16 protein-coding genes are annotated in these 20,339 nt (G+C 75.5%); 9 read left to right on the forward strand and 7 right to left on the reverse strand.

What is annotated here, in order from left to right:
• The first annotated feature begins 78 nt into the window (after positions 1 to 78).
• The 3 genes from Ae717Ps2_RS12000 to Ae717Ps2_RS12010 are packed head-to-tail and all read left to right on the forward strand — an operon-like array spanning position 79 to position 4,998.
• A complete protein-coding gene (locus tag Ae717Ps2_RS12000; RefSeq protein ID WP_020625463.1) occupies positions 79 to 1,467 on the forward strand; it encodes an 8-oxoguanine deaminase in 1,389 nt (462 codons plus the stop codon).
• A 4-nt stretch (positions 1,468 to 1,471) separates the two neighbouring features.
• Positions 1,472 to 2,278 (forward strand): FAD binding domain-containing protein, encoded by an 807-nt coding sequence (locus Ae717Ps2_RS12005; protein WP_075333382.1) that lies wholly within the window; start codon positions 1,472 to 1,474, stop codon positions 2,276 to 2,278.
• Positions 2,275 to 4,998 (forward strand): molybdopterin-dependent oxidoreductase, encoded by a 2,724-nt coding sequence (locus tag Ae717Ps2_RS12010; RefSeq protein WP_075306566.1) that lies wholly within the window; start codon positions 2,275 to 2,277, stop codon positions 4,996 to 4,998. Before Ae717Ps2_RS12005 ends, Ae717Ps2_RS12010 begins: the two co-directional genes overlap by 4 nt.
• A 9-nt stretch (positions 4,999 to 5,007) precedes the next feature.
• Here the strand turns inward: Ae717Ps2_RS12010 and hchA are convergent, their stop codons facing one another.
• Positions 5,008 to 5,886 carry a glyoxalase III HchA gene (hchA, locus tag Ae717Ps2_RS12015; RefSeq protein ID WP_075306565.1) on the reverse strand — a complete coding sequence of 293 codons (879 nt, stop codon included), beginning with the start codon at positions 5,884 to 5,886 and terminating at the stop codon, positions 5,008 to 5,010.
• A gap of 133 nt (positions 5,887 to 6,019) precedes the next feature.
• On the reverse strand, positions 6,020 to 6,307 hold the full coding sequence (locus tag Ae717Ps2_RS12020; protein WP_075306564.1) for a YrhK family protein: 288 nt from the start codon (positions 6,305 to 6,307) through the stop codon (positions 6,020 to 6,022).
• Between the two features lie 54 nt (positions 6,308 to 6,361).
• Between Ae717Ps2_RS12020 and Ae717Ps2_RS12025 the strand changes: the two genes are divergently transcribed.
• A complete protein-coding gene (locus Ae717Ps2_RS12025; RefSeq protein WP_075334250.1) occupies positions 6,362 to 7,633 on the forward strand; it encodes an APC family permease in 1,272 nt (423 codons plus the stop codon).
• A gap of 132 nt (positions 7,634 to 7,765) precedes the next feature.
• Here Ae717Ps2_RS12025 and Ae717Ps2_RS39860 read toward each other — a convergent pair whose 3' ends face one another.
• A complete protein-coding gene (locus Ae717Ps2_RS39860) occupies positions 7,766 to 8,221 on the reverse strand; it encodes a MarR family winged helix-turn-helix transcriptional regulator (RefSeq protein WP_020623805.1) in 456 nt (151 codons plus the stop codon).
• A 75-nt stretch (positions 8,222 to 8,296) separates the two neighbouring features.
• Here Ae717Ps2_RS39860 and Ae717Ps2_RS12035 point away from each other — a divergent pair, with 75 nt between their 5' ends.
• The gene (locus Ae717Ps2_RS12035; protein WP_020623806.1) at positions 8,297 to 10,099 is read left to right on the forward strand and encodes an ABC transporter ATP-binding protein; all 1,803 of its coding nucleotides are present in this window, start codon (positions 8,297 to 8,299) and stop codon (positions 10,097 to 10,099) included.
• A 25-nt stretch (positions 10,100 to 10,124) separates the two neighbouring features.
• On the opposite strand, the gene mdlC is transcribed toward Ae717Ps2_RS12035, so the two are convergent.
• Both mdlC and Ae717Ps2_RS12045 read right to left on the reverse strand, forming a co-directional pair.
• A complete protein-coding gene (mdlC, locus tag Ae717Ps2_RS12040) occupies positions 10,125 to 11,714 on the reverse strand; it encodes a benzoylformate decarboxylase (protein ID WP_075306563.1) in 1,590 nt (529 codons plus the stop codon).
• A 38-nt stretch (positions 11,715 to 11,752) separates the two neighbouring features.
• Positions 11,753 to 11,974: a hypothetical protein gene (locus Ae717Ps2_RS12045; RefSeq protein ID WP_139318721.1), complete on the reverse strand. Its 222-nt coding sequence runs from the start codon at positions 11,972 to 11,974 to the stop codon at positions 11,753 to 11,755.
• Between the two features lie 198 nt (positions 11,975 to 12,172).
• Between Ae717Ps2_RS12045 and Ae717Ps2_RS12050 the strand changes: the two genes are divergently transcribed.
• On the forward strand, positions 12,173 to 13,135 hold the full coding sequence (locus tag Ae717Ps2_RS12050; RefSeq protein WP_075306562.1) for an MEDS domain-containing protein: 963 nt from the start codon (positions 12,173 to 12,175) through the stop codon (positions 13,133 to 13,135).
• Between the two features lie 27 nt (positions 13,136 to 13,162).
• Here the strand turns inward: Ae717Ps2_RS12050 and Ae717Ps2_RS12055 are convergent, their stop codons facing one another.
• Positions 13,163 to 13,930: a PIG-L deacetylase family protein gene (locus tag Ae717Ps2_RS12055; protein ID WP_075306561.1), complete on the reverse strand. Its 768-nt coding sequence runs from the start codon at positions 13,928 to 13,930 to the stop codon at positions 13,163 to 13,165.
• Positions 13,931 to 14,036: 106 nt separating this feature from the next.
• Here Ae717Ps2_RS12055 and Ae717Ps2_RS12060 point away from each other — a divergent pair, with 106 nt between their 5' ends.
• The gene (locus tag Ae717Ps2_RS12060; RefSeq protein WP_075306560.1) at positions 14,037 to 15,224 is read left to right on the forward strand and encodes an SGNH/GDSL hydrolase family protein; all 1,188 of its coding nucleotides are present in this window, start codon (positions 14,037 to 14,039) and stop codon (positions 15,222 to 15,224) included.
• Between the two features lie 26 nt (positions 15,225 to 15,250).
• Here Ae717Ps2_RS12060 and Ae717Ps2_RS35155 read toward each other — a convergent pair whose 3' ends face one another.
• Positions 15,251 to 15,970 carry a DUF4190 domain-containing protein gene (locus Ae717Ps2_RS35155; RefSeq protein WP_083702340.1) on the reverse strand — a complete coding sequence of 240 codons (720 nt, stop codon included), beginning with the start codon at positions 15,968 to 15,970 and terminating at the stop codon, positions 15,251 to 15,253.
• Positions 15,971 to 16,153: 183 nt separating this feature from the next.
• Here Ae717Ps2_RS35155 and Ae717Ps2_RS12070 point away from each other — a divergent pair, with 183 nt between their 5' ends.
• Together Ae717Ps2_RS12070 and Ae717Ps2_RS12075 are read left to right on the forward strand one after the other, a co-directional pair.
• Positions 16,154 to 16,831 (forward strand): maleylpyruvate isomerase family mycothiol-dependent enzyme, encoded by a 678-nt coding sequence (locus Ae717Ps2_RS12070; protein WP_233147531.1) that lies wholly within the window; start codon positions 16,154 to 16,156, stop codon positions 16,829 to 16,831.
• An 81-nt stretch (positions 16,832 to 16,912) separates the two neighbouring features.
• A complete protein-coding gene (locus tag Ae717Ps2_RS12075) occupies positions 16,913 to 20,323 on the forward strand; it encodes a bifunctional proline dehydrogenase/L-glutamate gamma-semialdehyde dehydrogenase (protein ID WP_075333383.1) in 3,411 nt (1,136 codons plus the stop codon).
• Positions 20,324 to 20,339: the final 16 nt, after the last annotated feature.

A 20,339-nucleotide genomic window follows, 5' to 3' on the forward strand; every position in this document is an offset into this window, starting at 1 on the left:
CTCGGTGCACCCGGCGGGACCCCGATTCGTCACAGTGGTGCCTTCTCCTGGTGACCGTCACACGGTGCACTGGGGTCCATGCAGCAGCCGAACGCCGGGCGGACCGCCAGCCGGGTCGCCAGCCGGATCGCCATCGAGGGTGCCCACGTCGTCACCGTCACCGGGGAGGAGATCCCCGGCGGGCACGTGGTCGTCGAGGGGGAACGGATCGCCGCCGTCGGGCCCGGCCCCGCCCCGGCGGGGTCCTACGACCGCAGGGTGGACGCCCGCGGCTGCCTGCTCACCCCGGGGCTGGTCAACACCCACCACCACCTCTACCAGTGGGTGACCCGCGGACTCGCCGTCGACCACACGCTGTTCGAGTGGCTGACCACGCTCTACCCGGTGTGGGCCGGCATCGACGAGCACGCCGTGCACACCGGCGCCACCGGGGCGCTGTCGGCGCTCGCGTTGTCGGGATGCACGACCACCACCGACCACCACTACGTCTTCCCCCGGGAGGGCGGCGACGTGCTCGGCGCCGAGATCCGGGCCGCCCAGCAGGTGGGCCTGCGGTTCCACCCGACCCGCGGGTCGATGGACCTGGGGCGCAGCGCGGGCGGGCTGCCGCCGGACCACGTCGTCTCCGACCGCGACGAGATCCTCGCCGCCTCCGCCGACGCCGTCGCCCGCTGGCACGACCCGTCACCGGGGTCGATGCTGCGGATCGCGCTGGCCCCCTGCTCGCCGTTCTCGGTGACACCGGAGCTGATGAGGGAGTCCGCGACGCTGGCCCGCGAGCTCGGCGTGCGGCTGCACACCCACCTCGCCGAGACCGACGACGAGGAGGCGTACTGCCGGGAGCGCTTCGGCGCCACGCCCACCGAGTACGTCGCCGACCTGGGCTGGACCGGGCCCGACGTGTGGTTCGCCCACACCGTGCACCTCGACGACGAGGCGGTGAAGACCATCGGCGCCACCGGCACCGGCGTCGCGCACTGCCCCACCTCCAACGGCCGGCTCGGTGCCGGCATCGCGCGGGTCCGTGACCTCGTCGACGCCGGCGCCCGGGTCGGGATCGGCGTCGACGGCGCCGCCTCCAACGAGGGCACCCACCTGCTGGAGGACGTCAAGCACGCCGTCCTGTTCGCCCGCGCCGCGGGCGGCCCCCGCGCCCTGTCGGTGCGCGAGGCCCTGGAGCTCGGCACGCTCGGCGGCGCCCGGGTGCTCGGTCGCGAGGACGAGATCGGGTCGATCGAGACCGGGAAGCTCGCCGACCTCGCGCTGTGGCGCCTCGACGGGTTCCGGCACCGCGACGTCGCCGACCCGGTGGCCGCCCTGGTCCTGGGCACCCCGCCGCCGCTGGAGCTGCTGCTGGTGCACGGTCGCCCGGTCGTGGAGAAGGACACGGTCCTCACCGTCGACACCGACGCCGTCGCCGCCGAGTGCGCCGCGGTGCACCGCGACCTCGTCTCGCGGGCCGGGTGAGCGGATGGACCTGCACACCGTCACCGGGTTCCGGCGCGCCCGCGAGCGCGCCGACCTGGCGCTGGCGCCGGGGGAGCGGATCCTCGCCGGCGGGACCTGGCTGTTCTCCGAGCCGCAGCCCGGCGTCACCGGCCTGGTCGACCTGACCACGATGGGCTGGGAGCCCCTGGAACCGCTGCCCGACGGCGGCCTGTCGGTGGCGGCGACCTGCCCGATCGCCGACCTCGCCGGGTACGGGGAGCGCACCGGGGCCCCGCTGTTCGCCCAGTGCGCGCACGCCCTGCTGGCGTCGTGGAAGATCTGGCACACCGCGACCGTCGGCGGGAACGTGTGCCGTGCCTACGCCGCCGCCGGGATGGTCGCGCTCGCCGCGACGCTCGACGGCGTCGCCGTCGTCTGGACCCCCGACGGCGCCGAGCACCGGGTCCCGGTCGCGACGCTCGTCACCGGGAACGGCACCACCGCGCTGCGCCCCGGCGAGGTCCTGCGCGCGGTCGAGCTGCCCGGTGCCGCACTGCGCGCCCGCACCGCCTTCCGCAAGATCGCACTCGCCGAGCTCGGCCGCTCCGGCGCCGTGCTCACCGGGCGGGTCGACACCGCGCGCGACGGCGGCGCGGCCACGTTCGTGATCACCGCCGCGACCGAGGCACCCACCGTCCTGCGCTACCCGGCCGGGGTGCCCGACCCGGACCGGCTGCGCGCCGACGTCGACGCCGTCGACGGCTGGTACACCGACCCGCTCGGTCCCGCGGACTGGCGCCACGGGGTCAGTGCGGTGCTGCTGGAGCAGATCCGGGAGGAGCTGTCGTGAAGCTGCACATCAACGACACCGAGCTGGAGGCCGAGCCCGCCCCGGGGCAGTGCACCCGCACGTTCCTGCGCGAGCACGGGCACCTGGAGGTGCGCAAGGGCTGCGACGCCGGGGACTGCGGCGCTTGCACAGTCCTGCTCGACGACCGGCCCGTGCACTCCTGCCTGATCCCCGCCCAGCGTCTCGACGGCGCGCGGGTCACCACCGTCGCCGGGCTGGCCGGGCCGGACGGGGAGCTGCACCCGGTGCAGCAGGCGTTCGTGGAGAAGTTCGGCTACCAGTGCGGGTTCTGCACGGCCGGGCAGATCGTCACCGCGTCTGCCCTGACCGCCGAGGACCTCGACGACCTGCCGCGGCGGATGAAGGGCAACCTGTGCCGCTGCACCGGCTACCGCAGCATCCGGGAGGCGATCGAGACCGGCGTCCGTCGTCGGTGCGCCGCCGACGGTCCCCGCGCCGCGGAGGGCACGGTCGGCTGCTCGGCCCGGCCCCCGGCGGCCGAGCGCATCGTCACCGGCGCCGAGCCGTTCACCTTCGACGTCGACCTCACCGGTGCCCTGCACCTGCGGATCCTCGGCTCCCCGCACGCCTACGCCCGGATCCGGTCGATCGACACCACCGCGGCCGCGGCCGCACCGGGCGTCGCGCTGGTGCTGACCCACCACGACGTGCCGGACCTGCGGTACTCCACCGCCCGGCACGAGCACCGCACCGACGACCCCGACGACACCCGGATGCTCGACGACGTCGTCCGGCACGTCGGGCAGCGGGTCGCGGCCGTCGTCGCCGAGACCCCGGCACAGGCCGAGGCCGCCTGCGCCCTGATCGCCGTCGACTACGAGGTGCTGCCCGCCGTGCTGGACCCGGAGGCGGCCCGGCGGCCCGGCGCGCCGCTGGTGCACCCGGACCGGACCCCGGCCGACCGCGTCGACGAGGCGTCCCGCAACGTCGTGCTCGCCCTGCACGGCGGACACGGCGGCGACGTCGACGCCGCGCTCGCCGGGTCCGCGCACACCGTCACCGGCACCTGGCGCACCAGCCGCGTCTCCCACGCCCAGCTCGAGTGCCACGGGGCCATCGGCTCCCTCGACGACGACGGCCGCCTCGTCGTCCGCGCGGGGACCCAGGTCCCGTTCCTCACCCGCGCCGAGCTCGCCCGCGTGCTCGACCTGGACCCCGACCGGGTCCGGGTGCACACCGCGCGGGTCGGCGGCGGGTTCGGCGGCAAGCAGGAGATGTTCGCCGAGGACCTCGTCGGGCTCGCGGTGCTGCGGACCGGGCGCACCGTCGTCCACGAGTTCACCCGGACCGAGGAGTTCACCCGCACCGCGCTGCGCCACCCGATGCGGGTCGCGGTCACGCTCGGCGCCGACGACGACGGCCGGCTCACCGCGATGAAGCTCGACGTCCTGTCCGACACCGGCGCCTACGGCAACCACTCCCGCGGGGTGCTGTTCCACGCCGTCGCCGAGTCGGTCAGCGTCTACAACTGCCCCGTCAAGCACCTCGACGCCGAGGTCGTCTACACGAACAACGTCCCCAGCGGCGCGTTCCGCGGCTACGGCCTGGGCCAGGTGATGTTCGCCGTCGAGTCCGCGATGGACGAGCTGGCGATCGTCGCCGGCCTCGACCCGTTCGACCTGCGGCGGCGCAACATGGTCCGCGCCGGGGACCCGCTGCACGTCGCCCACCACGGCGACCCCGAGCACGACCTGCACTGGACCAGCTACGGCATGGACCAGTGTCTCGACCTCGTGCAGGACGCACTGGCCGACGGTAGCGGCGACCCCGTGCCGGACGGTCCGACGTGGCGCGTCGGCGAGGGCACGGCACTGGGCATGATGACGACGATGGCCCCGTTCGGCCACGCCGCCACCACCACGGTGACCCTGTTGCCCGGTGGGCGCTACCGGCTCGGTGCCGGCACCGTCGAGTTCGGCAACGGCACCACGACGACCCATCGCCAGGTCGTCGCGACCGTGCTCGGCACGACCGCGGACCGGGTCGACGCCCACCACGGGGACACGGACGCCTGCGGCTACGACACCGGGGCGTTCGCCTCGGCGGGCACCACCGTGGCGGGCAAGGCCCTGCACGCCGCGGCCACCGCGCTGCGGGCCCACATCCTCGCGGTGACCGGCGGCGGAGAGCTGCACGCCGACGGCGTCACGACCCCCGACGGCGAGTGGTCCCTCGACGAGGTGCTGGCCGCCGCGTCGGCGCCGGGGGGACTGTCGGCGACGGGGGAGGAACCCGGCACCGCGCGGGCGATCACCGCGAACTGCCACGGCGTGCGGGTCGCGGTGGACACCGCCACCGGCGAGGTCCGGGTGCTGCGCTCGGTGCAGGCCGTCGACGCCGGCACCGTCCTGAACCCCGAGCAGCTGCGTGGGCAGGTGGAGGGCGGTGCCGCGATGGGGCTGGGCAGCGCCCTCTACGAGGAGGTGTACGTCGGGGAGTCCGGGGAGATCCTCAACCCGGTGTTCCGCACGTACCGGGTGCCGCAGATGGCCGACGTCCCGGTCACCGAGGTGCGCTACGCCCGGACCCACGACGCGCTGGGCACCTACGGCGCGAAGTCGATGAGCGAGGCGCCCTACAACCCGGTGGCGCCCGCGGTCGCGAACGCGATCCGCCGGGCGCTGGGGGTGCGGCCGTACCACCAGCCGTTCAGCCGCGACCGGGTGTGGCGGCTCGCGGCCGGTGGCACGGCGCCGTGAGCTGCGTGGTCAGCCGCGGCGGCGGGCGTGCTCCAGCAGCGCGGTCGCGGTGCGCCTGCCCAGCTCGTTCGCGGCCAGGGGGCTGTCCCCGGTGATGACGTTGCGGTCGGTGGTGCAGCGGCCGGTCATGTCGTCGTTGACCACGCGGACGCCCTCGTCCTGGAGTGCCTTGCCGAGCAGCCACGGCATCTCGCCGGGCAGGTAGCCGATGTCGATGTTGGCGCCGGCGTCGAGCGCGTCGGGGAACACGCACATCTCGTAGCCCTCGAAGACCGACCGCCCGCGGCCGATGCGGGTGGAGAGGAACGCCGCGGGCCCGTGGCACAGCGACACCACGAGCCGGTCGGTGCGCATGGCCCACTCCAGGGTGTCGCGGACGTCGGTGGAGAACGGCAGCCCGGACAGCGCACCGTGCCCGCCCGGGACGAACACCGCCAGGTAGTCCGAGTCCTCGCCCAGCTCGCGGTCGACGACCTCGGCCAGCGACTTCGGGGCCCGCCACTGCGCGAGCAGCTTCTCGCGGGCGCTGCCGACCGCCTCGTCCTCGCCGGGGTAGGCCCACCACTCGAACTTCGCCGGGTTGCCGGTGAGCGTCGCGATCTCGACGCCGAACCCGGCCTCCAGCACGTGGTGCAGGGGGAGCAGGGTCTCCACCGGGTGGTTGCCGGTGGAGAAGAAGGTGCCGTTGCCCATGCGCAGGTAGCGTTCGTCGGTGGCCAGGACGAGCACCTTCCAGCGGCCGCCGGACCAGGCGTGCCGCTCGGTGGCGAGACCGTCGAAGTCCGTCCTCGGCGCGGTGTAGGCGTCCAGCGAGTACGGCGACGGGAAGTACGCATCGTGCTCCGCCGGGTCCGCGGTCGGATCCTTGCTGAGCGTGCTGTCGGACATCGGGGTGCCTCCGGGTCGTTCGTGCGGTGCCCGAGCGGCCTACCCCCGCCCGGTGCCCGCGAACCGCGCCGCCGGACCCCGCCGTGGGAAGGACGGTTCGTGCGGTGAACGGTGGCGGGCGTCGTCGTCCGGGTCAGAAGTCGTGGCTCGCCTCCGGCGGTGCCCCGGTGATCCGCTGCAGGTGCACCCGGCGGGCGAGCCGGATCACCGGTCGGATCATCAGCTCGATCGAGCCGAGGAGGAACAGCCATGTCCCCGCGTAGCTGGTGGCCTCGGAGAAGAACAGCACGCTGCCGATCACGAACCACAGCGCCACCAGGATGTCGTTGACGATGCTGAGCACCTCGTAGCGCTTCCGGACGACGAGCTCCTCGTGCCCGATGGTGAACGTCAGCGGTCGGTCGTGCGGGGTCGGTCCCATGCCGTGGTGGGTACCCCCTCGACCGGCCGTCCGCACGCCGGGAAGGGTGAGCACGTGCACACGACGCCCCAACGCCGGATCGGCACCGGCGACGCCGTCGTCCTCGGGATCGGGTCCATGCTGGGCGCCGGGGTGTTCGCGGTCTTCGGGCCCGCCGCGGCCGTCGCCGGGACGGCCCTGCTGCCCGCGCTCGCCGTGGCCGGCGCGGTCGCGGTCGCCAACGCGATGTCCTCGGCGTGGCTCGCCGCCCGCCACCCCGAGTCCGGTGGGGCCTACGTCTACGGCCGCCGCCGGCTGGGGGAGACGTGGGGGTTCCTCGCCGGGTGGGCGTTCGTCACCGGCAAGACCGCGTCGTGCGCCGCGATGGCCCTCACCCTGGGCTCCTACGCCTGGCCGGACCACGCCCGCGCGGTCGCGGCGGCGGCGGTGGTCGCGATGGTCGCGGTGAACCTGCGTGGCGTCACCCGCACCGCGCTCGCCACCCGGGTCCTGGTCGGGTGCACCCTCGCGGTGCTGACGGCGGTGGTCGTCGCCGCGTTCTCCCGCCCCGCCGTCGCCGCGCCGCTGCAGGGCTGGACCGACGCCGGTCCGCTCGCGGTGCTGCAGGCCGCCGGGCTGCTGTTCTTCGCCTTCGCCGGGTACGCCCGGATCGCGACGCTCGGCGAGGAGGTCCGCGACCCCGCACGCACCATCCCGCGGGCGATCCCGCTCGCGCTCGGCCTGGTGCTGGTGGTCTACGCGGTGGTCGCCGTCGCCGCGCTGCGGGCCGCCGGGCCGGACGCGCTCGCGGCGTCCGCGGCGCCGCTGGCCACCGCGGCCGGGGACGGGACGGCACCCCTGGTGCGCATCGGGGGCGCCGTCGCGTCGGCCGGGGTGCTGCTCGCGCTGGTCGCCGGGGTGGGGCGCACCGTGCTGGCCATGGCCCGGGACCGGGAGCTGCCGGGCGCACTCGCCGCGGTCCACCCGCGGTTCGCGGTGCCGCACCGCGCCGAGCTCGCCGTCGGCGCGGTCGTGCTGCTGCTGGTGGTCACGGCCGCTCCGGTCACCGCGATCGGCCTGTCCGGGTTCGCGGTGCTGCTGTACTACGCCGTCGCCAACGCCGCGGCGCTCACCCTGCACCGCGACCGGCCATGGCGCCGCGCCCTGTCGGGGTTCGGGCTGCTCGGCTGCGTGGTGCTCGCGACGCTGCTGCCGCGGGTGTCGGTGCTGGCGGGGGCCGTGGTCCTGGCGGCCGGGACGGCGGTGCGGGCGCTCGTACGGGCCGGGCGGGTCCGCCGTGGCGGCACCTGCACCGGCGACGACCGGACGGATCCCGTCGGGCGGTGAGCCGCGGCCGCCCCGCCCGCGGTGGCCCCGGGCCCGCTCGGTCCGCCGCGACCGTTCCCCCCCCCCCGCCCGCCCCGGCCCGCGCCCCGGCAGGGCCCGGACGGAGGCTGCTCCGGTCGTGGGCGGCCGGGCTCAGCAGCGGCGGTCCCCGTCGGCCCCGTCGCGCAGGACGGCGAGGATGCGGGCCAGCTCGGCGCGGTCGTCGTCGGACAGCCGTGCGAACAACGCCTCGGCCCCGTCGGCCCGTGCGGCCCGCACGTCGCGCGCGGTCGCCGCGCCCGCGTCCGTGACCCGCACCAGCACCGCCCGCCGGTCCGCCGGGTCAGTCGCCCGTTCGACGAGCCCGAGTCCGGCCAGCGCGTCGACGACCTCGGTCGCCGACCGCGGCGTGATCCGCAGGTGCCCGGCCAGCGTGCCCGGGCGCATCTCGCCGTGCCGGACCAGCGTGCCCAGCGCCCGCGCCTGCGACGGCGTCAGACCCCAGGCCGCCAGCCGCTCGGCCGAGGCGTGGCGCAGTGAGCGCGCGACCGACCAGAACGCGTCGACGAGGTCGCCGCGCGACTGGCTGGGTGGTTCCCGGTCCGGCACGGGAACAGACTAGCGCAGGACGCTGTTGCTGCCTCATAGTGAGGTAACCACAGTAATCGGCCCGGAGGAGACCCCTTGGACACCCGACCCCCGAACCGGCCCGGACGGCCGGACACCCGCACCGCCACCCCCGAGGAACGGGAGCAGGCGCGCGCGGTCTCGCTGCGCCGCATCGGCGCACTGTTCGCCCCGCACCGGGGCCCGCTCACGGTCGTCGTCGTGACGATCGTGGCGTCCTCGATCGTGGGAATGGCCTCGCCGTTCCTGCTCCGCGAGGTCATCGACGTCGCCCTGCCCGAGCGCGACGTCACCCTGCTCGCCTGGCTGGCCGCGGGCATGGTCGCGGTCGCCGCGGTCACCGCCGCCCTCGGCGTCGCCCAGACCTGGATCTCCACCCGCATCGGGCAGGAGGTCATGCACGGGCTGCGCACCGGCGTCTTCGCCCACCTGCAGCGCCAGAGCCTGGCGTTCTTCACCCGCACCCGCACCGGGGAGGTGCAGTCGCGGATCACCAACGACATCGGCGGCATGCAGTCGGTGGTCACCAGCACCGCCACCTCGGTCGCGTCGAACCTGACCACCACCGTCGCCACCCTGGTCGCGATGACCGCGTTGTCCTGGCAGCTCACACTGGTGTCCCTGGTCGTGCTGCCCCCGGCGATCCTGCTGACCCGGCGGGTCGCCCGCACCCGCCGCGCGATCACCGCGGCCCAGCAGCGCGAGCTCGCCGACCTGAGCGTCGCGGTCGAGGAGAACCTGTCCGTCGACGGGATCGCCCTGTCCAAGACCCTGGGCAGCGGCCCGGAGCTGAGCCGCCGGTTCGCCGAGTCCTCGTCCCGGCTGATCGGGCTGGAGCTGCGCTCCCAGCTCGCCGGACGCTGGACGATGGCCGTCACCCAGGTCGTGTTCGCCGCCGTCCCGGCCGCCATCTACCTCGCCGCCGGGCTGCCGTTCGCCGCCGGGACGATGAGCATCGGCACCCTCGTGGCGTTCACCGCGCTGCAGGGCGGGCTGTTCCGCCCGGTCATGGGCATGCTGAGCGTCGGCGTGCAGATCGTCGCCTCGCTGGCGCTGTTCGAGCGGATCTTCTCCTACCTCGACCTGACCACCGACGTGCCCGAGCCCGAGCATCCCGTCGCTGTCGACCACGACCGCGTCCGCGGGCACGTGCGGATCGAGGACGTCACCTTCGTCTACCCGGGCAGCGACGCCGCCGCCGTCGCCGGCATCGACCTCGACGTCCCCGCGGGCACCACGCTGGCCCTGGTCGGGGAGACCGGGTCGGGCAAGACCACCCTGGCCGGGCTCGTGTCCCGGCTGCACGACCCGACCGCGGGCCGGGTGACCATCGACGGGATCGACCTGCGCGACATGGCCGCGGCCGACCTGACCCGGATCGTCGGCGTCGTCGGGCAGGACACCTACCTGTTGCACGCCACCGTGCGGGAGAACCTGCGCCACGCCCGCCCGGACGCCACCGACGCCGAGATCGAGGCCGCCGCCCGCGCCGCGCAGGTCCACGACCTGATCGTCTCGCTGCCCGAGGGCTACGACACCGTCGTCGGCTCACGCGGGCACCGGTTCTCCGGCGGGGAGAAGCAGCGGATCGCGATCGCCCGCACGCTGCTGCGCGACCCGAAGGTGCTGGTCCTCGACGAGGCCACCAGTGCGCTGGACACCCGTACCGAGCGGGCGGTGCAGGCCGCGTTCGACGCGCTGGCCCACGGCCGCACGACGATCACCATCGCGCACCGGCTCACGACCGTGCGCGACGCCGACCGGATCGCCGTCGTCGACCACGGCCGGATCGTCGAGTCCGGCAGCCACGACGAGCTGCTCGCCGACGCGGGCCGCTACGCCGCGCTCGCCGCGGTGTGAGGGACGGCGCCGGCCCTACGCCGGCCTACGCCACGCCCGGCGCCGTCACGACCTCGATGAGCCGGGGGCCGTCGTCGGCGAAGGCCTCCTTCAGCGCCGCCGCGGCGGAGGCGGCGTCCCGCACCGACACCGCGGGCACGCCGTAGCCCTCGGAGATCCGCACGAAGTCGATCCCGGGGACGTCCAGGCCCGGTGTCTCGCCGGTGCCCAGCAGCTCGGCGAAGCCGCGCAACGCACCGTAGGTCCCGTTGCGCAGGATCACGACGACCACCGGCACCCGGTACTGCGCCGCCGTCCAGAGCGCGGTGATGCCGTAGTTGGCGGACCCGTCGCCGACGAGTGCGACCACCCGGCGCGCGTCGCCGTGGGCCAGCTGCGCGCCGACCGCGGCGGGCAGCCCGAACCCGAGACCACCGGACGCGGGGAACAGGTAGCTGCCCGGCTCGGTCAGGTCGGCCTGGGTGACGAAGTCGTCGATCGTCGAGGTGGACTCGCACACGTGCACGGTCCCGGCCGGTGCCGCGTCCCGGACCAGCGCGAACAGCTGCTGCGGCGGGACGTGGTCCGCGGCGCCCTGCGGGGCGGGCGGTGCCGGCCGGGGCGGCAGCGGCACCCGCCCCGAGGCGGGCACCCGCCCGGCGAGCGCGGCCAGCGCCGGACCGACCGGGCCGACCCAGGCCTCGCCCATCGGGGCCCGCGCGGCCTCGGCCGGATCCGCGGTCAGGTGCAGCAGCCGGGAGCCCGCCGGCAGCAGGTCACCGGGGACCCACTGGTGGTAGCGGAACACCGGCGCACCCGCGACGAGCACGACGTCGTGCCCGGCCAGCCGGTCGGACACGTCGCGCACCGACGCCGGGAGGATCCCGCGGAACGCCGGGTGCCGGGTCGGGAACGGACAGCGCGACGCCGACGGCGCGATCCACACCGGGCAGGCGAGCCGCTCGGCCAGGGCGACGGCGTGGCCGTTCGCCCGGTCCGCGTCGACCTGCGGACCCAGCACCAGGACCGGGTTCGCCGCCCCGGCCAGTGCCCCGGCCAGCTCGGCGACCGCCCGTTCACCCAGCTCGGCGGCGGTGGTCGTGCGTCGCGACGGCAGGTGCGCGGCGTCCGGGCCGGCCTCGCGGGACCAGTCGTCGTAGGGGATCGAGAGGTAGACCGGGCCTCGTGGGGCCAGCAGCGCGGTGTGCACCGCCTGGGACAGCGCCCGCGGGACGTCCTGGGCCGACGCGGGTTCGGCGGAGTACTTGACCAGCGGACGCGGCAGGGCGGTGGCGTCCACGTTGGTCAGCATGACCTCCTGGCCGACGGTCGACCGCACCTGCTGGCCCGCGGTGAGCACGAGCGGGGAGTGGGAGTAGACGGCGTTGGTGAGCGCGCCCATCGCGTTGCCCGACCCGGACGCCGCGTGCAGGTTGACCAGGGCCGGGCCGCCGGAGGCCAGGGCGTAGCCGTCGGCCATGCCCAGCACCGCGCCCTCGTGCAGACCCAGCACGTAGCGCACCCCGTCGGGCATCGCCGCCAGGAAGGGCAGCTCGTTGGAGCCGGGGTTGCCGAACACGGTGTCGATGCCGTGGGCGGTCAGCACCTGCCAGCCGGCTTCACCGACGGTCGTCATGGGGCTCCTCGGGTCGCGGACCCCCACCGTAGGTCGCCTCAGCGGCGCGCGGCGACCCGCTCGTCGTGGGCACTGCGCCGCAGGTGGGCGACGACCAGCGGCCGGACGGCCAGCGCGGCGGCGGCCAGGACCAGGGTGACGGAGGTGGGGGCCAGCGACACCGAGACGATCGTGGCGACGGCCAGCAGGACCATCAGCACCCCGGCGAGCACGACCGCGCGCACCTCGGTCGTCCGCGACTGCGGAGCGGCTCGGAACATGGCGTCCACCTCCTGGTCGGCGCCCGTGCCACCGACTCGCACAGTACGCCCCGAACCCTGGAGTTCGGTCCGGCTAACTCTACGCCTCGGCACGCCTGAACAACAGCGTCGGGTCGCCACGGGATCGGTGATCACCTATCGTGCACGCAGCGTCACACCCGCCGGGGGACCGAGGGGACGCCATGACGGGGGTGATGTGTGACCGCACCGGTACGGGTCCCGCACCGACACGTGCTGACCGTGCCGGTCAGCGACGAGCAGCTCGCCGAGGACGTCGCCGCGTTCCTGGCCGAGGGGCTCGCGGCGGGGGAGCGGGTCGTCTACCTCGACGACGACACCGCAGGTCTGGTCCTCTCCCGCCTGACCGACGACGGCGTCGACGTCACCGGCCCGCTGCGGTCCGGGCAGTTCCGGCTCGTCCCGGGCGAGGTCACCCGCGCCGCCCTGCGCGGCCCGCTCGAGGAGCTGACCGGGCTGGTGGCGCACCACCTCACCTCCGCCCTGGACGACGGCTGGGCGGGGCTGCGGGTCAGCGGCCAGACCGACCACGGCCTGCGCCGGCCCGGCGGGCAGGTGCTCGACGAGTACGACCGCAGGCTCGACGACGCCGTCCGCGACCAGCCGCTGCGCGTGCTGTGCGTCTACGACCACCTGCGCTACCCCGACGAGCTCATCGCGACGATGCGCGCCCGGCACCCCGCCGAGCTGACCGCCACCCCGCTCCACGACGACAGCCTGCTGCGCGTCACCGAGACCGGGCCGGCCCGGATCCGGCTGGCCGGCGAGGTCGACCACGCCAACCGCCCCCAGGTCCGCCGCGTGCTGGCCGGACTGATCGACCAGGTCGTGCGCGGCGACGTCGGGGAGGGCACGCTGACCGCGGACCTGTCCGCGCTGCGGTTCGTCGACGTCGCCGGTGCGGTCAGCCTCGTGCACGCCGCCGACGAGCTCCCGGCCAGTGTGCGGCTGCGGCTGGTGAACCTCCGCCCGGGTGTGGCCCGGCTGCTCGAACGCTGCGGTGCGGGGTTCGCCCCGCAGCTGGAGATGAGCATCCGCGAGCGGCACGCCCTGCGCCCCGCCGAGGCGCTGGACCTCGCGGCGGGTGCGGCCCAGCGAGCGGACCGGTCCACGCCCGGCGCCGACACGGCGGCCGCGATCTGACCGACCGGCCCCTGGGCCCCGGTGGCCTCAGCGCGTGTCGAGTGCGTGGAAGGACTCCACGAGCCGACCGGGCGGGAACCCGGCCCGCTTCGCCAGCGACTCGGACCACTGCCCGATCATGTCCTCCAGGTCGTTCATGTGGGCGGTCTGGCTCTCGTGCGCGCGCAGCGCCGCGATCTTCACGTCGATGGTGTCGGTGATGTCGACGTGCCGCGCCCCCTCCGGGTCGTCGGCCGGGGCCGGGCCCATGATCCACACCTCGCCGACCGTGTGCGCCTCGTACCCGGCCTCGGCCAGCTCGGGGAAGGCGTAGGGGTTGCGCGCGTCGGGGTAGACCGCGCACAGGGCGGCCTCGCCGGTCGCGGTGTGGTCGGGGTGGCTGCCGTACATGCTGCGCAGGTCGCGCACCGGCTGCGGCACGAGGACCCGGTCCGGGCGGACCTGCCGGATCACCCGCGCCAGGTCGCGGCGCAGCTCCAGGGTGACGGTCAGCCGCCCGTCGGGGTGGCCGAGGAACACCAGGTCGGAGACGCCCACCACGGCGGCCGCGGCGGTCTGCTCGGCCCGGCGGATGCCCGCGATGTCGCTGCGCGGCACGGCCGGGTCGAACCCGCCCGCGTCGCCGTCGGTCACCAGGCAGTAGGTCACCGCGACGCCGGCCGCGGTCCACACCGCGACGGTGCCGCTGCAGGAGAAGTCGATGTCGTCGGGGTGCGCGGCGATCACCAGCACGCGCTCCACCCCCGTGTGCGCGCGGTCGTCGGCCGCCGTGCGCTCGTCCTCGGTCGCAGTCACCCGGTCATCCTGGGTCACGCGCCCGGGGCGGTCACCGGCAGGACCCTCCACGGGCGCCGTCCGATTCCGGGATGAACGGCGGCCGCGTGCGTGCCAGGCTGCCGGAGTGATCACCACCCCGATCGGGCCCGAGCTGCTGCACGGCGTCCTCGACGCCGTCGACGGCGAGCGTGGCCTGCTCCCGCAGCGGCTCCCCGCCCCCGCCCGCGCCCGCAACGGCGACCCGCAGCTGGCCGGGGCGCAGAGCCAGCCGTCCGGGGTCCGTGTCGTGTTCCGCACCGCCGCGCGGACGGTCGAGCTGGAGACCCTGCGCACCCGGATCGGGCTCGTCGGAGCCCCGCTGCGGCCCGACGGCGCCTACGACCTGCTCGTCGACGGCCGGCCGATGGGCAGTGCCACGACCTCCGGCGGGAAGCTCCTCATGACCGACCCGGCGACCGGACAGGTCACGGTCACCGACGGCGCACCCGGCCCGGTGCGGTTCACCCTGCCCGGCCACGACGCGATCGTCGAGATCTGGCTGCCGCACAACGAGATCACCGAGGTCGTCGCGCTGCGCACCGACGCGCCGGTCGCCGTCGTCCCGCCCGGTGGGCGCCCGGTGTGGCTGCACCACGGGAGCTCGATCAGCCAGGGCAGCAACGCCGCGGGGCCCAGCACCACCTGGCCGGCGCTCGCCGCTCGCGCCGCCGGTGTCGAGCTGGTCAACCTGGGGTTCTCCGGCAGCGCGATGCTGGACCCGTTCGTCGCCCGCGCTCTGCGCGACGCCCCGGCCGCGATGATCAGCGTCAAGATCGGGATCAACATCGTCAACGCCGACCTCATGCGCCGGCGTGCGTTCGCACCGGCCGTGCACGGGTTCCTCGACACGATCCGCGACGGCCACCCGGACACCCCGCTGCTGGTGGTGTCGCCGGTGCTGTGCCCGATCCACGAGCACACCCCGGGCCCGGGGGCGCCGGAGGTCGTCGACGGGCGGCTGCTGTTCCGCGCGACCGGCGACCCGGCCGGGGTCGCGGCGGGGCAGCTGACGCTGTCGGTGATCCGCGAGGAGCTGGCCCGGATCGTGGCCGACCGCACCCCGGAGGACCCGGCACTGGCCCTCCTCGACGGCCGGGAGCTCTACGGCGAGGACGACGCGGCCGAGCTGCCGCTGCCCGACCGGCTGCACCCGTGTCCGGAGGCGCACGTGCGGATGGGGGAGCGGTTCGCCCGGCTGGCGTTCGGTGCGGGGGGTGCGTTCCACGCGGCGGCGCGTTCCACACCGCGAACCGCGGGCCCGCCTGACCGGTGACCGGCCGGGGGCCCGCGGGAACGGGCTCAGTTGCCGTCCTGGTCCAACTGCCCCTCGATGCGGCCCTCGAAGTCCTGCTGGCACTGCGCGATCGCGGACTGGTCGTTGCCGGCCTGCTGCACACAGCTGACGTACTCGCTACCGCCGACCTGGTTGAACACGCTCACGCCGAACGCGACGACGGCGATCGCGATGACGATGCCGACGACGCCGAGGACGAGCCCGGCGATCGCGACACCGCGGTTGGTGGCGGCGCCCTTGGACGCCCGGCTGATCCCGAGGATGCCCAGCGCGACCGCGACGACACCGAACAGGGCACCGATCAGGAAGAACCCGAGCAGCACGGCCAGGATGCCGAGCACCAGCGCGGCGATCCCGACGCCGTTGCGCGGTGGGGTCGCCGGCGCCCCGCCCTGCGGCCACCCCGGGGGCCCGGCGGCCGGGCGGTCCGGGTAGGCGGCCTGGTCGTGGCCCTGTGCGCCGTAGGGCTGCTGGCCGTACTGCTGGTCACCGTACTGCTGCTGGCCGTAGGGCTGTTGCCCGTACGGCTGCTGGCCGTACTGCTGCTGACTCTGCTGCTGCCCGCCGTAGGGCTGGGCGCCGGGGTGCTCGCCGTGGGGCTGGGCGCCGGGGTGCTCGCCGTGGGGCTGCCCGTCGTAGGGCTGGTTCTGCCGGGTCGGCTGGTCCAGGTTGTTCGGGTCCTGCGGGTCCCCGGGCTGACCCGGGTACGGGGGTGGGCTGCTCACGCTCGTCCTCTCCTCACCGACGCACCGGGTGGTCCCCGATGCCGGCGGTGTCGTCCGGCGGAGTCGCCGTGACCGTCCTCGCCGTCGTGTCCGGTTCGATGATCCCCAGGTGCCCGTGTCCGGTCCAGGCAAAACACCCAGGGGAGCGGCGCGGGAACCCCGGTCGTGATGGGATCGGTGCCCGTGAGCGGCATCGACGAGATCGAGGAGTGGGCCCGGGCGCAGCGCCGGGTCGTCGACCTGGTGCGGGACCTGCCACCCGAGCGCACGGAGCTGACCGTCCCGGCCTGCCCGGACTGGACGGTGCGCGACCTGTTCTCGCACATGGTCGGTCTGGGTGCCGACGTGGTGCGCGGCGACGAGCCCGACGACCACAACGAGGAGTGGACGAGCCGGCAGGTGCGGGAACGGCGCGACCACGACGTGACCGCACTCGTCGCGGAGTGGGAGTCGCTGACCGGCCCGCTGCGCGACTGGATGGCGGCGAACACCACCCGCCCGCTCGGCGACGTGATCATCCACGAGCAGGACCTGCGCGGTGCGCTGCGCGAGCCCGGCGGACAGCACACCCCCGGCCTCTACGCGGTCATGGACCGGTTCCTGGACCGGTTCGCCGCCGCGCTCGGCGACCGGGCACCGATCGCGCTGATCGGCGACGGCCGCCGCTGGGTGTCCGCAGGCGACGAGGCGGGGGCCGCGGTCGTCGTGCGGGCCCCGGACTTCGAGCTGGCCAGGGCCCTGATGACCCGCCGGTCGGCGGCGCAGCTGCGGGCCTGGACCGAGCGCGGTGACGTCGAGCCCTACCTGGACGCGTTCGCCCTGCTCGGGCCGTTGCCCGACACCGACCTCACCGAGTCCTGACCGCGGTCGTCACCGAAGGGGCCGGCACCGGTCAGCACCGTCGACGTGACACGGTCCTGACAGTGGGTCCAGACTGGGCCGGTGAGCGTGCACCCCACCCACCCCGTCCCCGCCCTCGACGACGCGCTGACCGCGCGCGCCGTCGACCGTGTGCGCCGCTGGACCGCGCGCACCGGCACCTCCCCGTCCACCGGCGCCGGCCGCGGTACCGACCCGACGCAGCGGCTGGCCGCGTTGATGCACGACCCCGCAGGCGTCGACTTCACCCTGCGCTTCGTCGACCGCGTCGCCCGTCCCGCCGACGACCGGGTTGCGGCCCGCGAGCTGGCCCGGCTCGCCGGGGCGGGCGCCGCACTGCCGGCGTTCGTCGCCGGTACCGACCGGCTGCTGCTGCGGGCCGGCGGCCGGCTGGCGACGGCGCTGCCGCACGTCGTCGTGCCCGCGGCGCGGTCGCGGCTGCGCAGCCTGGTCGGGCACCTGATCGTCGACGCCGGCGGGCGGGGCCTGGACCGGCGGCTCGCCGCGGCCCGCCGCGACGGACACCGGCTGAACCTCAACCTGCTCGGCGAGGCGGTCCTCGGCCGCGACGAGGCCGACCGTCGCCTCGCCCGCACGATCGCGCTGGTGCGCCGGCCTGGCGTGGACCACGTCTCGGTGAAGGCGTCCTCGGTCGTCGCGCAGCTCGTGCCGTGGGACCTCGGGGGCAGCCGGGACCTGCTCGTGGACCGGCTGCTGCCGCTCTACCGGGCCGCCCGCGAGCACGGCGTGTTCGTGAACCTCGACATGGAGGAGTACAAGGACCTCCATCTGACCATCGCGCTGTTCACGACGCTGCTGGCACGCCCGGAGTTCCACGACCTGCCCGCCGGCATCGTCCTGCAGGCCTACCTGCCCGACTCCGTCGCCGCGCTCGACGAGCTCGGGGAGTTCGCCACCCGCCGCGCCGCCGCGGGCGGAGCCCCGATCAAGGTGCGTCTGGTGAAGGGCGCGAACCTGGCCATAGAACGGGTCGACGCCGAGCTGCACGACTGGCCGCAGGCCCCCTACGCCACCAAGGCCGAGGTCGACGCCAACTACGTCCGGCTCCTCGACCGCGGCATCGGCGGCCCGCACGCCGACGGGATGCGCCTGGGCATCGCGTCGCACCACCTCCACCACGTCGCGCTCGCGCTGGAACTGGCCGAGGCCCGCGGTGTCCGGCCCCAGCTGGACCTGGAGATGCTGCAGGGCATGGCCCCCGCGTTCGCCGACGCCGTCGCGGGTGACCTGCCGGAGTCCGGGCCGGGCTCGCAGCTGGTGCTCTACACCCCCGTCGTGCACCGCGGTGACTTCGACACCGCGGTGTCCTACCTGGTCCGGCGGCTGGAGGAGAACGCCTCGCCGGAGGGATACCTGTACACACTTTTCGCCCCCGACTCCGGCGGCCCAGCGAGCTACCAGGAGCGGTTCCTCGCCTCGGTGCGCGACCGCGACGCCGTCGCCGCCACCCCGCGCCGCACCCAGGACCGCACCGTGTCCGCGCCGGTCGGTACCGACGGCCCGCTGCCGGGGGACCCCGTGCCGCGCGGGTTCCGCGCCGAGCCCGACACCGACCCGTCGCTTCCCGCGAACCGCGAGTGGGCCCGCCGCGCCGCGACGACCGTCGTCGCGCGCTCGGAGGTCCCGGTCGTCACCGACCCGGCCGCGGTCGACGCCGCGGTCGAGCGCGCCCGCACCTGCGGCTGGCGCGAGGTCCCCGCCGCGGAGCGGGCCGCGACGCTGCGCCGCGCCGCCCGCGCACTGGCCGCAGCCCGCGGGACGCTGCTGTCGGTGATGCTGCACGAGGCGGGCAAGACCGTCGCCGAGGCCGATCCCGAGATCTCCGAGGCCGTCGACTTCGCCGCCTACTACGCCGAGCGCGCTGCCGAGCTCGACGGCGCCGCGTTCACCCCGGACCGGGTCGTCGCGGTGACCCCGCCCTGGAACTTCCCGGTCGCGATCCCGCTCGGTGGCTGCCTGGCCGCGCTCGCCGCCGGCGCCCCGGTGCTGCTCAAGCCCGCCCCGCAGGTCCGCGCGTGCGCCGAGGCAGGGGTGGCCGCGCTGCACCGCGGCGGGATCCCGCGCGACGCGCTGGCGCTGCTGCCCACCGACGAGGCCGACGCCGGACGCCGGCTCGTCACCCACCCCGCGATCGACCGGGTCGTGCTGACCGGCTCCTCGGAGACCGCCGCGCTGTTCCGGTCCTGGCGGCCGGACCTGAACCTCCTCGCGGAGACCAGCGGCAAGAACGCGCTGGTCATCACCCCCGCCGCCGACCCGGACCTCGCCGTCGCCGACCTCGTGCGCTCGGCGTTCGGCCACGCCGGGCAGAAGTGCTCCGCGGCGTCGCTGGCCATCCTGGTCGGTCCGGCCGCGACCGGCTCGGCCGTCGGGAGGCGGCTGCGCCGTCAGCTCGTCGACGCCGTCAGCACCCTGCGCGTCGGCCCCGGCACCGACCTCGCGACGACCATGGGCCCGCTGATCGAGGCGCCCTCGGCGAAGCTGCACCGCGCGCTCACCACGCTGGAGCCGGGGGAGCGGTGGCTGGTGCGCCCACGCCGGGTCTCCGAGACGGTGTGGACGCCGGGCGTGCGGGCCTGGGTCTCGCCGGGCAGCTGGTTCCACCGCACCGAGTGCTTCGGCCCGGTGCTCGGCCTGATGGCCGCCCGCGACCTCGACGAGGCGATCGCCTGGCAGAACGACACCGGCTTCGGTCTCACCGGCGGCATCCACTCCCTCGACGACGACGAGATCGCGCACTGGCTCGACCGCGTCGAGGTCGGCAACGCCTACGTCAACCGGCACATCACCGGCGCGATCGTGCAGCGCCAGTCCTTCGGCGGCTGGAAGGGCTCGGTGCTGGGCCCGGGCGCCAAGCCCGGCGGACCGAACTACGTCGCCCAGTTCGGCACCTGGCACGACGGCGACCTCCCCGCACCGGGCCCGACCTCCGGCCCGGCCGCCGACCGCGTGCTGGCCGCCGCGGCCGACCTGGACCCGGCCGCCCGCGACCGTCTCGCCCGCGCCGCCGCCGCCGACGCCCGCGCGTGGGACACCGAGTTCGGGGTCGAGCACGACCCGACCGGGCTGGCCGCGGAGTCCAACGTGTTCCGCTACCGGCCCGCCCCGTCGGCGACGCTGTGGTGCGGCACCGGCACCGCCCGCGCCGACGTCCTGCGGGTGCTGCTCGCCGCGGCCACGGCGGGGGTGCCGGTACGGCTGCACGGGCCGGGGATCCCGCCGGGCGAGGTCCCCGGCGGGGTGCACGGCGGCGACGGCCTCGTCCCCGTCGCGGGCGAGCGGATCCGGGCCCTGGGCACCGTGCCCGAGGGTCTGCGGGCGGCCGCCGCCGAGGTGGGCGCCTCCGTCGTGGACACCCCGGTGGTGCTCGACGGCCGCCGGGAGATGCTCACCGTGCTGCGCGAGCAGGCGGTCAGTCGCACCCGGCACCGGTTCGGCCACCTCGAACGGTGAACGATGGCGGACGCGA

Origin of the sequence: Pseudonocardia sp. Ae717_Ps2 (genome assembly GCF_001932475.1) — a bacterium.
Taxonomy (GTDB): domain Bacteria; phylum Actinomycetota; class Actinomycetes; order Mycobacteriales; family Pseudonocardiaceae; genus Pseudonocardia.

Bases quoted from the DNA above. Each gene is read 5' to 3' on its own strand.
- Ae717Ps2_RS12020 (WP_075306564.1), bottom strand. From the start codon at position 6,307: ATGGGACCGACCCCGCACGACCGACCGCTGACGTTCACCATCGGGCAC.
- Ae717Ps2_RS12045 (WP_139318721.1), bottom strand. From the start codon at position 11,974: ATGTTCCGAGCCGCTCCGCAGTCGCGGACGACCGAGGTGCGCGCGGTC.
- hchA (WP_075306565.1), bottom strand. From the start codon at position 5,886: ATGTCCGACAGCACGCTCAGCAAGGATCCGACCGCGGACCCGGCGGAG.
- Ae717Ps2_RS12005 (WP_075333382.1), top strand. From the start codon at position 1,472: ATGGACCTGCACACCGTCACCGGGTTCCGGCGCGCCCGCGAGCGCGCC.
- Ae717Ps2_RS12000 (WP_020625463.1), top strand. From the start codon at position 79: ATGCAGCAGCCGAACGCCGGGCGGACCGCCAGCCGGGTCGCCAGCCGG.
- mdlC (WP_075306563.1), bottom strand. From the start codon at position 11,714: ATGACGACCGTCGGTGAAGCCGGCTGGCAGGTGCTGACCGCCCACGGC.